This window comes from Staphylococcus sp. GDB9P120P, assembly GCF_017893435.1.
GTDB classification, from domain to species: domain Bacteria; phylum Bacillota; class Bacilli; order Staphylococcales; family Staphylococcaceae; genus Staphylococcus; species Staphylococcus cohnii.
Genome location: NZ_JAESNB010000003.1, coordinates 1 through 17,096 on the forward strand (window position 1 = coordinate 1; position 17,096 = coordinate 17,096).

Consider the following 17,096-nt stretch of genomic DNA (forward strand, 5'->3'; position numbering starts at 1 on the left):
TTTTAATAATTTTGTAATATTAGATCACAAACTAAAAAGCGCATTCCATATCGATATGGAATGCGCTTTTTAGTTTGTGAGAAATACTTCAATATAAGATAATACATAATCTACCAATTCATCTTGCGTCATATCATCAGCATGTTCGCCCCAAAAGGTAATATTTTCGCCATTTATATTTGTCCCTACGTACTTAGTAAAATCACTATTTAAATCGCTAAAGTCATTTAAATTTGCCTTATTAATATTCCTTTTATTTATATTAAAATCTTGTAACCCTTCGTTTAAAGAAGGAAAAAGATAATAACTATAACTATTATAATTTTCGATACTATAATCTTGTTTTAAAAAATCATCTACAGATGCTAAGTCAGAGCTTTTTCTCTGCCAAAACATTATTATTACATTGTTATTTAAGGTTTTTAAACCATTAGTAGTTATTGAATCGTTCCACAATTTTACAGTGTAATTTCCCTCTAGAGCTACTTTTGTTATTTCATTCATAAAGTTAATAAAATCATCTTGCTGCCTAATACTTCCAGGAACTTCATCACCTCCCAAAACAATCTTTTGTTCGTTTTTAAACTTGGGCTGTTCAAACATCACTAATATTTCTTTTATTAGTTTGCGAGATACTAATAATGATGCTTTATTGTTATGATAGTCTACCATTTCATTACTATAATTAGATACCACATTCCTATATAGATCCTCGTCTTTCTTCCTTAACAGAGTTAGCCATCCTTTAGAATGGCTTGGTAAATCTATATCTGGGATAACTTGAATATTTTTTTTATTAGCAAATTTTATTAATTCTTCTAATTCTGATTTAGTCAAAAAATATTTGTTTTTCTTATTAGCGGTTTGATCTAAATAATTTGAGTTAATAGTATAGTTTTCATTATCAGAAAAATGAAGTTGTAAATAACTTCCATTGTATTCACTAATTTGTTGTACTATTTTCTTCAAACTATCTTTAGAATAATATTTTCTAGCGATATCTATTGTTACACCCTTTTCTATTTTAGCGTGGCTTAATTGTTCCGGTAAGACAGTACATAAAACAGTACTTATTATGATAATACTTATAAATTTTTTTATCATTTTTCCCCCATAATTTTACGTTATTAGTTCATATATAATAACATAATTAAGGCTTATAGATAGTGAATTTGTATAGGTCATACATTTTTAAAAGATAACTTCATACCTTTCCAAACCTGCTTAATATAACTTTAACAATTGTTTTTGATATTATATTAGATTTCTCATTTCCATTGAGATACTACTAATAGTAATAAGAAAGCATAAAACGTTATTTTTCACTACCATTTAGCAGTTGAAAACAACCACTTATACAATGTATATATTAATATTCTGGTTCTGTTGCAAAGTTGAATTTATAGTATAATTTTAACAAAAAGGAGTCTTCTGTATGAACTATTTCAGATATAAACAATTTAACAAGGATGTTATCACTGTAGCCGTTAGCTACTATCTAAGATATGCATTGAGTTATCGTGATATATCTGAAATATTAAGGGAACGTGGTGTAAACGTTCATCATTCAACGGTCTACCGTTGGGTTCAAGAATATGCCCCAATTTTATATCAAATTTGGAAGAAAAAGCATCAAAAAGCTTATTACAAATGGCGTATTGATGAGACGTATATCAAAATAAAAGGAAAATGGAGCTATTTATATCGTGCCATTGATGCAGAGGGACATACATTAGATATTTGGTTGCGTAAGCAACGAGATAATCATTCAGCATATGCGTTTATCAAACGTCTCATTAAACAATTTGGTAAACCTCAAAAGGTAATTACAGATCAGGCACCTTCAACGAAGGTAGCAATGGCTAAAGTAATTAAAGCTTTTAAACTTAAACCTGACTGTCATTGTACATCGAAATATCTGAATAACCTCATTGAGCAAGATCACCGTCATATTAAAGTAAGAAAGACAAGATATCAAAGTATCAATACGGCAAAGAATACTTTAAAAGGTATTGAATGTATTTACGCTCTATATAAAAAGAACCGCAGGTCTCTTCAGATCTACGGATTTTCCCCATGCCACGAAATTAGCATCATGCTAGCAAGTTAAGCGAACACTGACATGATAAATTAGTGGTTAGCTATATTTTTTACTTTGCAACAGAACCAGAATAAGCATATATATTTAGGGTATATATAAGTAATAGACATCTAAATAATAAGTAATAGGAGGCTGGTGTAGATGTTCAAAAATATATTATTACCCTATGATTTCGAAAATGATTTTAGTGCTATCCCTGACTATTTAGAAAAAGTCACCGATGAAGATTCAGTTGTTGTAATTTATCACGTTGTAACAGAAAATGATCTTGCAATTAGTGTCAAATATTATAATAAGCATAAAGAAGATATTATTAGAGAAAAAGAAAAAAAACTCACTCCATTTTTACGTGAATTAGAAAAAAGAGATATTCAATATAAAATAGATGTAGATTTTGGGCATATTAAAGATACAATCTTAGAAAAAATTACTTCTGGAGATATAAATAATGGTGAATTTGATTTAGTAATTATGAGTAATCATAGAGTCGATTTGAATATTAAACATGTTTTAGGAGATGTTACACATAAGATTGCTAAAAGAAGTTCTGTCCCAGTACTAATTGTTAAATAAACATAAGAAGTAAGAAATTTATTAATTCAAAAAGCCTAAATACTTTCTCACAAATCGAGAGAGTATTTAGGCTTTTTTATTTTTTTAATTTTGGTTTGTGATTTTTTAGATTATTTTTTGATTAGTCGTTCTAAAAAAGATTAGACACGCATTTATGCCGAGAAAATTTATTGAAGTTGAGAAGAACCCTTAACTAAACTTGTAGACGAATGTCGGCATAGCGTGAGCTATTAAGCCGACCATTCGACAAGTTTTGGGATTGTTAAGGGTTCCGAGGCTCAACGTCAATAAAGCAATTGGAATAAAGCACCTATGATTATTTAAAAATATTAGTTATAATACATTCAAAAATATTTTTGAATGAGGTGTATGTATGATTCAAACGGTTGTCACTGCTGCTGTTCTTTATATTGCTACAGCAGTTGATTTATTAGTAATTTTATTAATATTTTTTGCTAGAGCAAAGACTAGAAAAGAATATAGAGATATTTATGTTGGTCAATATTTAGGGTCTATTATTTTAATATTAGTTAGTTTGTTTTTAGCTTTTGTATTAAATTATGTTCCAGAGAAGTGGATATTAGGTTTATTGGGTTTAATACCAATTTATCTTGGAATTAAAGTAGCTATTTATGATGATTGTGAAGGAGAAAAGAGAGCTAAAAAAGAATTGAATGAAAAAGGATTGTCTAAATTAGTTGGTACGGTTGCAATTGTTACGATAGCAAGTTGTGGTGCTGATAATATTGGTTTATTTGTTCCGTATTTTGTGACATTAAGTGTTACTGATTTATTAATTACTTTGTTTGTCTTTTTAATTTTAATTTTCTTCTTGGTATTTACTGCACAAAAATTAGCTAATATTCCAGGAGTTGGAGAAATTGTTGAGAAATTTAGTCGTTGGATTATGGCTGTTATTTACATAGCTTTAGGTTTATTTATTATTATTGAAAATGACACTATTGGAACAATTTTAGGATTTATATTTTAATTTAGGGTGTGATTTTATATGAGCTATGAAAATGCTTGTGATGTGATCTGTGTACATGAGGATAAAGTTAACAATGCTTTAAGTTTTTTAGAAGATGATAAATCTAAGAAATTACTTAACATTTTAGAAAAAATTTGTGATGAGAAAAAATTGAAAATCATATTATCTTTGATTAAAGAAGATGAGTTGTGTGTTTGTGATATTTCTTTGATATTGAAAATGAGTATTGCTTCAACTTCACATCATTTAAGACTTTTATATAAAAATGAGGTGCTTGATTTTTATAAAGATGGAAAGATGGCATATTATTTTATTAAAGACGATGAAATAAGAGAGTTTTTCTCTAAAAATCAGAAGGGTTTTTGAAACGAGTGAAACGAGTTTCTTCTTGTCTTGATACTATAAAAATAAGCAAAGATATAACATAAAATGACTTATCGGAAGTCATCTGTAACTCAATTATTAGAAATGATATAATACAAAGGTCGTCGTTCACTTCTGTGCTGTATTTAGCATGGAAGGAGGTGACATCATGTTCAGTACACTATTTGTAACTATTATAGCTCCTATCATAGTAGGAGTTATACTCACGTTATTTTCTCATTGGCTGAATAATTGTGAAAAGTAATTTAGCGGCGACATATAGCTAATACACCAAAAGAGCCCGATAACTATTCGCAGTAGTTATCGGGCTCGGTGTTTATCATGTTAGTACACTATTTGTTAATTAAATTATAACACTGGCTGGTAGAGGAATGCAAAACCATGTATTCAGACTAATCACACTAAAGTAAATTTCTAAATACTTCGTATTGTTCGCTATAAAGAGGATCATTTCTTAAAGAATTTTCGAAATGAATTCCTTTTAACTTTAGTAATTTTAATAAATCCTTATTATTTTTAACTAATTCATAGTTATTATAATAAGTGTTTATTTGATTTTCATTAATTCCATAAATATATGGGTTATAAGGCAAGACATTTTCATAGAGATTTTCAAATATATCTTTTTCTCTCGATATATAATTAAATTTTTCTGTTTCATGAGTCCGGGACATAAAGTTTCTGGACTCTTTTTATATATCTATCTGTTTAAGCCTAAATATTATTCGCTATATTTATTAGATAAGATTGATATGGGTCAAGTTTATATTTCTTAAAAACGAATACACTATGATTAAACTAAAGTGTAGGAGAGGTTTATATGCAACAGACTATTTTGAAACATAAAAATCATATTACTGTTATTAGTGGTTTACTTATTATTATAGGTTTTATTGCACATTTCATCTTTAGCAATATGGTTGTCTTTAATAGTGCTTTTATAATTGCTTCCATATTGGGTGTTATACCAATTGCAATACAGGCTTATCAGGCTATGAAAGTAAAAGTAGTGAGTATTGATGTTTTAGTAACGATAGCGGTTATTGGTGCTTTCTTTATTCAAAATTACGAAGAGTCAGCTATTGTTACTTTTTTATTTTTATTTGGATCATATTTAGAACAGCGTACACTTAAGCAAACACGGTCTGCTATTAAAGAGTTGACGGAAATGGCTCCAGAGACTGCTTTTAAGCAATTTCACGAGGGACAATTTGAAGAAGTAGATATTGATAAAGTAGAGGAAGGAGATATTCTCTTAGTAAAAACTGGGGCTAAGATTCCAGTAGATGGTAGGGTAACTACTGGGAAAGGACATGTAAATGAGGCTAATATCACCGGTGAATCTTTACCTCTAAAGAAAAAGAAAGGTGATGAAGTATTTGCCGGTACCATTATGGATAATGGGACTATTCAAATAGTTGCTGATAGAATTGGGGAAGATTCTACATTTGGTCGAATTATTGAGTTAGTAGAAGAAGCACAAGATTCTAAATCGGAAGCTGAACGATTTATTGACCAGTTCTCTCGTTGGTATACACCTGTAGTACTTATCATTGGGCTATTAGTTTGGGTATTAACTAAAGATACAGCACTTGCAGTTACTGTATTAGTACTTGGTTGCCCAGGGGCCTTGGTCATTGGTGTACCTGTTTCAAATGTCGCGGGTATAGGAAATGGTGCAAAGAATGGTATTTTGTTTAAAGGTTCTGAAGTGATTAGTCATTTTGCGAATGTAGATACAGTCCTATTTGATAAAACAGGTACCTTAACTGAAGGAAAGCCTGAAGTTAGCGAATTCGTTTACTATGGAAATAATCAAGAGGAGGATTTATCTTTATTATACTCGATTGAAAGGGAATCTGACCATCCCTTAGCTGTCGCTATTACAAATAAATTAGCGCAATATAAACTAAGACCTGTAGAGAGTACACAGGTTATAAAAGGTGGGGGTATAATTGCTCACGTTGACGGACACATTGTTGCAGTAGGGAATAAAACCTTAATGGAACAAGAAAGTATTCCACTATCTAATGATGTTCTTAAAGAATTAGATAAATTAGAAAGAGCCGGTAGTTCAATTGTATTAACGGCAGTTGATCGTCAGTTAATCATTTTAATGGAAATCCGTGACCAAGTTCGACCAAGCGTTAAACAAGACCTACAAAAATTAAAATCACTTGGTGTTAAAAATCTCATTGTATTATCAGGGGATAATCAAGGTACAGTTAATTTAGTTAAAAAGGAGCTAGGATTAACCGAGGCCCATGGCGATATGCTACCAGAGGACAAGCAAGCATTTTTAAAAGAAAGACAGTCTACTGGTGAAATTGTTGCTTTTATTGGTGATGGTGTGAATGATAGCCCTTCTCTAGCTATTGCAGAAGTAGGGATAGCTATGGGAAATGGGACAGATGTGGCTATTGAAAGTTCAGATATTGTTCTAATGAATTCCAATTTTAATCGTCTCCCCCATGCTTTAGGTTTAGCTAAAGGGACATACGCGAATATGCAACAAAATATTCTCATTGCTGTTGGTGTGGTGATAATATTATTGGGTAGTTTAATATTTAGTGAATGGATGTCTATGTCAATTGGTATGTTAGTTCATGAGGCAAGTATTTTGGTCGTTATTTTAAATGCAATGAGATTAAGAAGTTATCAATTAAGATAATTGATCCGTGTCAATTATTTTTAAAAAAATACCTTATATAATTTATTTAAAGGAGTGATAGATATGACTAAAGCAACATTAAAATTAGAAACATTAACTTGTCCATCATGTTTACAAAAAATTGAAAGTGGTTTAAAACAGACTGCTGGTGTAGAAAAAGATTCTGTAAAAGTGCTGTTCAATGCAAGTAAGGTAAAAGTGGATTTTGATGAAGAACAAGTCAATTTGAATACAATTGAAAAAGCTATTGAAAACTTAGGATATTCCGTTATTAGTTCAAAAGTAAAGGAAGGTGTATAAAATGACAACAGTAAATGAAAGACAAGAAAAATTAGCTGCTGAACAAGCCTATAAAGAACACATTCATCATACTAAGATTAATGCAGCAGCTGTTACAGATCATGTACTGGCTAATATTCATACCTTGCATGTAAAATTACACCAATATCATTGGTATGTAAAAGGCACAAATTTTTATTCATTGCATGAGGTATTTGAAAAACTATATAATGAAAATGAAACATGGTTTGATAAAATTGCAGAACGTTTACTAGCTTCAGGATTTAAGCCAGCATCAACAACTACCGAATTCCAAAAATTTACAACGATTTCTGAAGATTTGTCTGAAAAATATTATTCTGCTGAAGAAATGGTCTTACAGTTAGTAGAGGATTTTAGATCTAACCGTGAATTTACCATTCGTGCAATGCGTTTAGCCCAAGAAGAAGCAGATGATGCGTTAGAGGATTTACTAATTAGTTATAAAGATTATTTAGATGTAAATATTTGGCAACTTCAAGCCTTTGTTAACAAGGATGCGCTAGAAGACGATGACTATATAGATAATGATTAATTAGGAGGAAAGTTGTATGGCACACCATCATCACCATAGTCATGTAGATTGTATACGTTTAGTTCCGATTTTTAATCACCTAAATGAAGAACAAATGAGTTTAATTGCACAATCAGCGCATGAAGTACATTATGAAAAGAATGCGTTGTTATTTGGAAGTGGTGATAAAGATGACACACTATATATCGTAAATAATGGGCGTGTACGTATTTATAACTTAAATGAATCCGGTCGTGAACAAACTGTACGCATACTAAATCCTGGTGATTTTATGGGAGAAGTGGCTATTTTTCAAACTGAAAGTTACCATTCTAATTATGCTGAAGCAATATCAGAAGTAAGTATATGTAGAATTCATAAAAAGGATATGAATGACTATTTAGATGCTTACCCAGAAATTATGAGAAGAATCCTATCAGACGTTACGAAACGTTTACAGGTATCAGAAAAGCAAACGATGCAGGTTGGTATGGAGCAAGTAGAGTCTCGTATTATTGATTTTCTATCAGAATACGTTGAGAATGAAGAAAATCATACTTATGTGACCTTACCAATGTCAAAGAAGGATCTAGCTTCTTATTTGGGTACAACTCCTGAAACAATAAGTCGAAAGTTTTCAGCATTGGAAGAAAAAGGTTTAATTAAACAACATACGCATAAATATATTGAGATATTTGATTTAGATGAATTATTATTTTCATCAAGTTAAAGTGCCGAAAAAACCGTAAGAGGATAATACTCTCACGGTTTTTTGGGTATACAAAAAGGCCATGAAATCCTAAAATAAAGTAAATTACCACAATATACTTGAAAGCAGGAAACATTATAGAGGATTGAAAACAGCAGTCGTTAATTCGGTATTTCCATCGCTATTCTAAAGAAGCACGAGCTGCAGTAAAGACGATTTCAATGAACTTATATTCTCCATATATAAGTGTTGTTAAGGCTTTTTTCCCTAATGCAAAAATTGTTATTGATCGTTTTCATATCGTACAATTACTAAATAATACAATTAACTCAATGTGGATTGCAGTCATGAATGAAATCAAAAAAAGTCGCCCTACAGATTATCGAAAACTAAAAAATCAATAGAGATTGATATTAAAAAATGCTGATTATCTCGATTTTTCAAACTATTATTATCATCGCCTATACCATGAAAAGATGACTGAGCAACGTATGGTAGATTATTTATTAAGTCTTTCTCCGAAATTACAACAAGCTTACCAAGTGATGAATGACCTTAAATTTGCGACAGAAACTAGAGACTACAGTTACTTATTAGCCACTTTACAAGATTTAAAGAAAGTCAGATTAAATAAAAAGGTAAGAAAAACGATTAATACACTGGAAAGATTCTTACCATATGTCGAAAATGCTTTAATTTATCGTGTTTCTAACGGTCCTACCGAAGGTATGAATAACAAGATTAAGTTAATCAAACGTACAGGATATGGCTACGCAAGCTTTAGAAATTTCAGAGCCAGAATTCTATTACAATTTAAACTGATCTTTAAACCATCTAATCCACTACCTGCGACTTTCCAACCAGTTGCAGCTTAAATATTAGACGATGACACTTGTTAGCTTTCATTATTAATTATCCAACTCTTGATCCGACTTTCTCGCCTAAGGGCGAGAAAAGGGTCATGCTTATCTTGAAAATAAACATGGCCTTTCAGTTATTAAAAATTTCATTTAAATCTTAACTGTGATTATTTACTTTTGGTTCCCAACACTATTTGACACAGAACCTTTCTAATTAATTATCATTTCCGGTTTTAATTTCAACAATATCAGATAAAATTTGTATTCTATCTTCTTGCGTTAATACATTCATTATCTATCCCACCTTTAATAAAATTCCCCTATAACGGCCTTATAAAAATATTATTATATTAAAAAATAAAATAATATTTTATTACTATTTTATATACTTATAAACCTTTAAATTTTACAATGTAAAATTTAAGTTTGGTCAGCTTGCTGGTGAATATTCCCAATTCCTTTAGGATTTTTTCTAAAGAAAAAATAGAGACTTAATAAAATTTGGATCAATTATAAGAGAACATAGAATGAATTTATCTTTAAAAAAAGATACAAGGAGTTATTTCTTAGATGATCGAGTAAGACAAGGATTAATAGAATATGAAGATCTATCTGTAAAGACTTTAACTAATATTGAAAATGGATATAATTTACCTAGTTTATCAACTTTGAAAATATTATCAACTGCTCTAGAAATTGACTTCTTTCAACTATTAGCAGAGGTGTATGACTATATTCCAAGGCAATGAAATGTGATTATACTCAATTATATTTCATTGCCTTTCTATTTTTTTGATTTCATTTGTTTTTGAATGAAGGGATCATAAAGATAAAAGCTATTAATGGACTCTACTTTATCGTATAGAAAATAAATATATTAACTTCGAGAAGTTTATCTATTTAAGGTACGCCCTAATCAGTCAGTAATGAATGTTTGTGACTTTACCTGCTAATTTAGAATAACTTTTCTTGATAAATGATAAAGCTCAATACATTCACTATTCCATTTTTTATATTTTTCGAAATTCCATTGATAAATTATAAAAGATCCCCTCATTTTCATTAAAATCATTTAATTTTTCTAAACAAATGGCCACTCTCATTATTGTGGATATGAGAGTGGCCATAAATTTTATTTGTTTACTTGTCTATTTAACAAAGGGGATTCTCATTGCATTTGTGAATAACTAACTAAATACTTTAAAGCTTTAAAATGATAGACATTAACGAGATTTTAGTTCGTCAGTTGTCATCCATTTATGATTTTTAACCATCTCATCGTTTTCTGTTGATTTATAATCCACCATATAAACGGTTGTTTTTTCTACATCATCAATTTGAGCTTCTGCACCTTTCATACCAGGCATATGGTCAGCTTCTAATTTAACTGTATCACCTTTCTTGAATCCATTTTCAGGGGCATCTGCAACTTCCTCATTAACGACCCATTTGTGATTATTAACTTTTTCATCACCATTTGTAGGTGTGTAACTCACGACATAAGCATAGGTTTTGTAAGCACCTTTAACTGTACCTTTAGCATTTTTCATACCAGGCATATGATCAGCTGTAATTGTTATTTTATCGTCCTTTTTATATTTACTGTCATCTGTACTTTTCATATTATCTGGGGCTTTACTTTCACTCTTATGATTCATATGTTTTTCTTGTTTTTGATCTTTAGAATTTTCTTCTTCTTCGTTACCAGTTGAACAAGCTGATAATACTAATCCTGAAGCTACTATAATTGAGCTCAATTTTTTCATCATATTGAATTCTCCTTATAAATTATTTTGTTACTTTTATTTGTCCCATCATTCCATTATCTTCATGCTCAAGTATGTGACAATGGAACATGTATGTCCCAGTATTTTTAAAAACCACTTCTATTTTGGCTTTTTGTCCAGGTTCCAGAGATATAACGTCTTTTTTGCCTCTCATATCTTCTGAAGGTTTCTTCCCATCCACTGATAAAACTTTAAATTGCGTTCCGTGGATATGGAACGGGTGCTTCATACCACCCATTTTATCTTTGACGTTTTCAATTTCCCAAGTTTCTTTCCGGTTTACCTTTTGTGTGAAATCTATTCTGTTAGGATCGAATTTTTTGCCATTAATAGTAACATTATCGTCCATACCTTCTAATTTGATTTTTTTATCTACTTTTGGAGTAGTGTCTTTGTTAGTACTTTTTTCTTTGTTAATAATTGGTAAAATTACTGTTTCATCATTATCAACAAGATTGACTTTTTCTTCTTTCATTTTAGATAAATCTATTACTATTTCTTTTCTTGCTGAAGGAGCTAAATTAATTTCTTTTAACTTTTTAGTCTTTTCTAAATGGCCGCCTTCTGAAGCAATATATTCAAAACTTTGATTATTACTTAGCTTAAGATTTAAATCCCGAGCATTGGAGCCATTTAAAAGTCTCAAACGTATTTTTCCTTCTTTTGTTGTTAATTTAGGATCTACTTTCCCATTCACAAGGACTGTATCACCTTGAGTACCATCTTCATCTTTCGTTTTTGTATAATTTAATTTTTTAGATACAAATGTTTTATCTTGGATTATTATAGGCAAATCATTTTTCCCATAATTGCTAGGATAATTATTCTTTTTGTCATCCTCTATATATAATAACCCTGATAAACCATTATAAACTTGTTTAGCTGTATTTGGGGAGGGGTGGGGATGATACCATAATGTAGCAGCCTCTTGTTTAACCTCAAATTTTATTGTTTTTTCTTTTCCTGGTTTTATAACTTGAGAAGGGCCTCCATCCACTTTTCCATCTATTTCTAACCCATGCCAATGAAATGTTGTATTTTCATCTAAGTTGTTGACTAACTTAATTTTAACCTTATCTCCTTTTTTTAATTTTAAAGTTGGCCCAAGTAAATTTCCATTGTATCCTAAAGTGTTAGAGAAATTACCTTTGTAAAATTCTGTCTTTCCTTTCTGCGCTTTTAATGTATAACTTTTATAACCATTGTTATCTTTTTTAGGATCTAAAACTTTGGGAAATGTTATTTCATTTTTTCCTTGTGAAGAATTCAAATTTTTTCTTTCGTCATGACTTTTCATATCCATCATATCATTTCGCTTTTGATCATTTTCTTTCATGTCCATCATGTTGTGCTTACCTTCTGCAAAAGTATCATTAGGAACCATAAACATTATAGAAAATAACGTAATTAAAATTGTGAACATTTTTTTATACATTATATTTACCTCTTTTATTTTAATTTTAATGTAAATGCATTAATTGCTACGATGATCGTACTTAAAGACATAAGTATTGCACCCACAGCAGGTGATAATATTAAACCAATAGAAGCTAATATACCAGCTGCAAGAGGAACTGCAATCACGTTATATCCTGCGCCCCACCATAAATTTTGAACCATTTTTTTCATCGTATTTTTTGAAAGGGACAAAAAATTGATAATATCAGAAGGATTACTTTTAACGAGTATGACATCCCCCGATTCAACAGCTACATCTGTCCCTGCGCCAATTGCCATACCAATATCTGCTCTAATAAGGCTTGGCGCATCATTGATACCATCACCAACCATCATGATTTTGCTACCATTGCTTTGATAATCTTGGATAATACTTTCTTTATCTTCGGGCATCAATTGCGCGTGGACATCACTAATACCTAATTCTTCAGCCACTGTTTGTGCCACTTCTTTATTATCGCCTGTAAGCATGACTGGCGTAATGTTTCTCGATAATAAATCCGAAACCATTTGTTTTGAACTTTCTTTAATTTTATCGCCTTGTGCGATAATACCAATAACTTGTCGGTCATGAATTAGATAACTAATAGAATTCCCTTGTTGAGCGAGATTCGTAAATTGTTCTTTATTATAATCAAAATTGCTTTTATCGAGATAAGAAACATTCACTATTTTGAGTTTTTTATTATCAACTGTGCCTTCTAAGCCTACACCTGGAATATTATTAACTTCTTGAGGAGTAGCATATGAAATATTTTTGCCTTTAGCAAAATCAACAATACCAGTGGCAAGTGGATGATTAGAGTTACTTTCTAATGAAGTAAATAGACTCAATATTTCTTCATTATTTAGCTCGTTCGTAAAACTTTCATAGTGATTCACTGAAAAGTTACCTTCAGTAAGTGTCCCAGTTTTATCCATCATGATGTAATCAATGTGTTGTGCGATTTCTACAGATTCTCTGTTTTTTATGATTAAACCATTATGTGCGCCTATAGAAGTAGAACGTGCTGTAACTAAAGGTATTGCCAATCCCAATGCATGAGGACAAGCAATAACTAATACGGTTACAAGTCGTTCGAGTGCGAAATCAACGTTATTTTGAATAAGCATCCATACAATAAATGAAATCAGCCCAATTCCTACGGCAAAGTAAAACAAATAACCTGCGACTTTATCCGAGAGGAGTTCAGCTTTTGACTTATCGTTTTGCGCTTGGTTAACAAGACCCATAACTTGAGATAGGTAGCCGTTTTCACCCGTAGCTGTCACTTTAACTTGTACTGTGCCTGAACCATTAATTGAACCCCCAATAACATCATCATTATGAGTTTTATGAACTTTTTTTGATTCGCCAGTAACTAATGATTCATCAATTGATGTTTCTCCTTGAACAATGATTCCGTCTGTGGGTATACTTTCGCCTGCTCTGACTTCCACAATATCGTCAATATAAATATCTGATATTTTAACTTCTTCTCGTTGATTATTATCAATCAGTTTCACTGCAGTATTAGGTAAAAGTTCTGCCATTTTCTTCAGTGCATTGCCTGCATTACCTACTGCGTTCATTTCAATCCAATGACCTAATAACATGATTAAAATTAAAGTCGCTAATTCCCAGAAAAAGTCCATTGTATGTGTGGATGAACCACTGAAATTATTCATATAAAAGGCGTATAAACTATAAATATAAGCAACTGAAATACCTAGAGCAACAAGCGTCATCATTCCAGGTTTTTTAGTTGAAATTTCATCTTTAGCCCCTGATAAAAATGGCTTTCCTCCATAAAAGAATAAAATAGTAGCAAGAATTAATACAATCCAATCTGACCCTGTAAATGAAAATTGAAACGGTAATTTAACCCCCATCATGGGTGATAAAATAATAATCGGTATCGCAAAAATCAAAGAAATAAAGAATTTACTTTTAAAATTCCCATGATGATGTGCATGATCGCCATGACTAGCGTGATTCTCATGTTCTTGATGGCTATGATTCTCATGATTTTGATGTTTTTCATTATTCGGCAAAATAAAACCTCCTAATTTTATATTTTTAGAGATAGTAATAAGATAATGTGAGTATAACATATACCCCCTGGACGTATATATTATTTAGTATTTTTTATTTTTCAGCGTTCAGAAAATTTGATAGCCATTTAAATAGAAACTTTAGTCTTGGTTTGTCCATCGCCAAAGAAATTGTGGCATTGCATGGGGGAATATTGAAGTTGAGAGCAAACTAGGCAAAGGCGCTGGTTTTATACTTGATATCCTGATTATCATTATGACTGTGGTAAACCGACGTCCAAGAGGTATATTCATATTGCTGGGTTAAATTGCTGTGTTTCCAGGCACATACTTATTTTATATTCGTTTCTTTAGTTGCAAGAAATAAAAACGTGGCACATGGGGGCTTTATCTCCAATGTGCCACTCCTTATATTATTTGGTTTTGTTTACGCGATTTCTTTACAAGCTTCTACACATTTAAAGCACGTCTCTGCACAATTTTGACAATGGTCATGGTTATGCTTCTGACATTCATTACCACATGCTCCGCATACTTTGGCGCATATTGTCGCCAAATCAGAAGCAAATGGTGAATTTCTTGTTAGCGATTGTTCTAAAAATGCACAGATGTCTGCGCATTCACGATCCAGACGGATGCACTCTGCCATCATTGTCATGTCTTTTTCCTTCAAACAGGCATCGTAACAATGATTACACGCTTCCATACATTCATGTAGCGTTTGAACCAGATTGTAATATTGTTTATCAGTCATTTGATACACCTCCAATGAAATCTAAATCTCTTAAATTAATTCCCATTCTATTTAGTAAATAAACCGATAATTGCTGAACTCCATAGAAACTGCGCAGGATTTTAATATCAAATGTACTTCTCTTAATATTTTCTTTCTTTTTTAATTCTGTATATAGTTTGCCTTGTTATACCGACTTTTTTAGCTATCTTACTAATTGACATTTCTTTATTCAGTAGTTCAACAATACGATAATAAACAAGTCTTTTTTGAGGGTCTTTAGCATCGGGAGAATACAGAACAGGTCTTCCTTTATAAATACCTTTTTCTTTGACTACTTTAATACCTTGAGCTTGTCGACGTTTACTTTCATTTCTTTCTTGTTCTGAAATCATTGCCAATATTTGAATGATTAAATCTTTCATAAACTTATCTAGTAATGGATTACCAATCACTTCATTCATCATGGGTAAACTCGTTATCATTAATTGAACTTCTTTATCTTTTAAATAATTAACTGTTTGGATTATTTCATCGTAATTTCTTCCTAGTCTATCAATAGACTCAATAATTAAACGATCTCCCATTCTTAAAAAATTTAATACTTCTTGAAATACAGGTCGATTTTCTATAGATTTCCCTGATTGTTTTTCAGTGAAGATTTTCTCAGCACCAAAAGATTGCAAATTTTCAATTTGTCTATCCAAATTTTGATCAACGGTAGAAACTCTTGCATATCCAACTATCATTTTTAACACCCTTTCTCATACACCCTAATCATACAAACGAATGTAGCATGTCAATTTACTTGCTATATGAGAATTTTTTAACTTTATAAATAAGAAAGAGAAGTACAAATATTAGTTGTACTTCTCTTTCTTATTTATAAAACAATTTGAATAATCGCAATAATAATTAAAATACTGATGATCCACTTTTGTACAAAACTAGGGACTTTTTTACCTAATTTTAAACCTAACGGAGCGAAAATAATACTCCCTATTATTAAAAATAACGCATCTTCTAAAGGAATGTAACCTTGTATAAGTTTAATGATAAAGGCGCCAATTGAAGATATAAAAGCAATTACTATACTATTAGCAACCACCGTATTCATTGGTAATTTGAATAAAACTAATAATATAGGAATAATAATAAAGGCGCCGCCTGCTCCAACTATACCCGAAATGATGCCAACGAAAAGACCCACAATAACCAATAAAGGCTTATTAAAGGAAGATTGGTCTGAACTAGGTTTTACGTTAATAAACATTAATATTAATGCAAGTAAAGCAATGATAATATACACCATATTTACAAATGTAGCATCAAATAAATTTGCTAGCAAAGCCCCTAACATGCTCCCTATAATCATACCTCCTCCCATATAAAGGACCAACTGGGGTGAGAATTCTGGTTTTTTTCTTGCTTTCAAAGAGCCACTTAAGGTACTGAAAAAGACTTGGCTAGAAGTAAGTCCTGATGCGATATACGCGCTATATGCAGGAGCCCCAAATAGTGGCGGTAACAATAAAATGGCTGGGTAAATAATAATAGCGCCACCTATACCTACTAGACCAGATATAAATCCTCCGAACACTCCGATGAGCAACATAATGATAATATTTATAATATCCATTATTTACTTTTCACCAATAAGTTAACAGCTTCATTAATGATTTCTTGTGAATCTTCATTGTTGTCATCAGCTGAATTGACGCATTCAATTAAATTTTCGCTAATAATAATCCCCATTAATCTTTGTAATGAACTTTTTGAAGCACTAAGTTGCGTAATCACATCTTTACAATGCTTTTCTTCTTCCATCATTTTTACAACGCCATTTAATTGCCCTTGTACTCTATTAATACGATTGATCATGTTTTTATCATAATTCATAGTAATTTCCTCCACTTTTAATTGAATACAGTCATAATAGTAAATTAAAACAAGTTTGTCAAAT

Annotated in this window: 18 protein-coding genes and 1 pseudogene; 11 read left to right on the plus strand and 8 right to left on the minus strand. The window is 31.1% G+C overall.

Going from position 1 to position 17,096, the window contains the following annotated elements; translation table 11 throughout:
* Nucleotides 1–69: 69 nt before the first annotated feature.
* Nucleotides 70–1,104 carry a family 20 glycosylhydrolase gene (locus tag KA856_RS04145; RefSeq protein WP_150879720.1) on the minus strand — a complete coding sequence of 345 codons (1,035 nt, stop codon included), beginning with the start codon at nt 1,102–1,104 and terminating at the stop codon, nt 70–72.
* 331 nt (nt 1,105–1,435) lie between these two features.
* On the opposite strand from KA856_RS04145, the gene KA856_RS04150 reads away from it, so the two are divergent.
* From KA856_RS04150 to KA856_RS04205, 11 genes and pseudogenes are all read left to right on the plus strand, one after another.
* On the plus strand, nt 1,436–2,110 hold the full coding sequence (locus tag KA856_RS04150) for an IS6-like element IS257 family transposase (RefSeq protein WP_002501687.1): 675 nt from the start codon (nt 1,436–1,438) through the stop codon (nt 2,108–2,110).
* Nucleotides 2,111–2,242: 132 nt separating this feature from the next.
* On the plus strand, nt 2,243–2,674 hold the full coding sequence (locus tag KA856_RS04155) for a universal stress protein (RefSeq protein WP_000475805.1): 432 nt from the start codon (nt 2,243–2,245) through the stop codon (nt 2,672–2,674).
* Nucleotides 2,675–3,047: 373 nt separating this feature from the next.
* A complete protein-coding gene (cadD, locus tag KA856_RS04160) occupies nt 3,048–3,665 on the plus strand; it encodes a cadmium resistance transporter CadD (protein ID WP_210123583.1) in 618 nt (205 codons plus the stop codon).
* Nucleotides 3,666–3,683: 18 nt separating this feature from the next.
* Entirely contained in the window at nt 3,684–4,031 is a 348-nt protein-coding gene (locus tag KA856_RS04165; protein ID WP_002452612.1) for an ArsR/SmtB family transcription factor, read from the plus strand.
* A 166-nt stretch (nt 4,032–4,197) separates the two neighbouring features.
* Nucleotides 4,198–4,293, plus strand: coding sequence for a type I toxin-antitoxin system Fst family toxin (locus tag KA856_RS04170; protein WP_192945231.1), 96 nt, complete (start codon nt 4,198–4,200; stop codon nt 4,291–4,293).
* A gap of 576 nt (nt 4,294–4,869) precedes the next feature.
* Nucleotides 4,870–6,720, plus strand: coding sequence for a heavy metal translocating P-type ATPase (locus tag KA856_RS04175; RefSeq protein WP_192945230.1), 1,851 nt, complete (start codon nt 4,870–4,872; stop codon nt 6,718–6,720).
* A 63-nt stretch (nt 6,721–6,783) separates the two neighbouring features.
* Nucleotides 6,784–7,020, plus strand: coding sequence for a heavy-metal-associated domain-containing protein (locus tag KA856_RS04180; RefSeq protein WP_011867729.1), 237 nt, complete (start codon nt 6,784–6,786; stop codon nt 7,018–7,020).
* 1 nt (nt 7,021) lies between these two features.
* A complete protein-coding gene (locus KA856_RS04185) occupies nt 7,022–7,573 on the plus strand; it encodes a Dps family protein (RefSeq protein WP_015728978.1) in 552 nt (183 codons plus the stop codon).
* Between the two features lie 16 nt (nt 7,574–7,589).
* A complete protein-coding gene (locus KA856_RS04190; RefSeq protein ID WP_011867731.1) occupies nt 7,590–8,282 on the plus strand; it encodes a Crp/Fnr family transcriptional regulator in 693 nt (230 codons plus the stop codon).
* Between the two features lie 143 nt (nt 8,283–8,425).
* A pseudogene (locus KA856_RS13835) lies at nt 8,426–9,136 on the plus strand (transposase).
* 512 nt (nt 9,137–9,648) lie between these two features.
* Complete coding sequence (locus tag KA856_RS04205) at nt 9,649–9,870, plus strand: helix-turn-helix domain-containing protein (RefSeq protein WP_011867734.1); 222 nt, start codon at nt 9,649–9,651, stop codon at nt 9,868–9,870.
* Between the two features lie 474 nt (nt 9,871–10,344).
* Here KA856_RS04205 and KA856_RS04210 read toward each other — a convergent pair whose 3' ends face one another.
* The 7 genes from KA856_RS04210 to cstR form a co-directional block, all read right to left on the minus strand.
* The gene (locus KA856_RS04210) at nt 10,345–10,890 is read right to left on the minus strand and encodes a YdhK family protein (protein ID WP_002510756.1); all 546 of its coding nucleotides are present in this window, start codon (nt 10,888–10,890) and stop codon (nt 10,345–10,347) included.
* Between the two features lie 19 nt (nt 10,891–10,909).
* Entirely contained in the window at nt 10,910–12,343 is a 1,434-nt protein-coding gene (mco, locus tag KA856_RS04215; protein ID WP_000277153.1) for a multi-copper oxidase Mco, read from the minus strand.
* A 14-nt stretch (nt 12,344–12,357) separates the two neighbouring features.
* Nucleotides 12,358–14,400 (minus strand): copper-translocating P-type ATPase CopB, encoded by a 2,043-nt coding sequence (gene copB / locus KA856_RS04220; protein ID WP_069827826.1) that lies wholly within the window; start codon nt 14,398–14,400, stop codon nt 12,358–12,360.
* Nucleotides 14,401–14,827: 427 nt separating this feature from the next.
* Entirely contained in the window at nt 14,828–15,154 is a 327-nt protein-coding gene (locus KA856_RS04225; RefSeq protein ID WP_031917994.1) for a four-helix bundle copper-binding protein, read from the minus strand.
* A gap of 122 nt (nt 15,155–15,276) precedes the next feature.
* On the minus strand, nt 15,277–15,882 hold the full coding sequence (locus KA856_RS04230) for a recombinase family protein (RefSeq protein ID WP_031917995.1): 606 nt from the start codon (nt 15,880–15,882) through the stop codon (nt 15,277–15,279).
* A gap of 134 nt (nt 15,883–16,016) precedes the next feature.
* Nucleotides 16,017–16,772: a sulfite exporter TauE/SafE family protein gene (locus tag KA856_RS04235; RefSeq protein ID WP_031863945.1), complete on the minus strand. Its 756-nt coding sequence runs from the start codon at nt 16,770–16,772 to the stop codon at nt 16,017–16,019.
* Nucleotides 16,772–17,032: a persulfide-sensing transcriptional repressor CstR gene (gene cstR / locus KA856_RS04240; RefSeq protein WP_031863946.1), complete on the minus strand. Its 261-nt coding sequence runs from the start codon at nt 17,030–17,032 to the stop codon at nt 16,772–16,774. The genes KA856_RS04235 and cstR overlap by 1 nt, the downstream gene beginning before the upstream one ends.
* Nucleotides 17,033–17,096 lie beyond the last annotated feature (64 nt).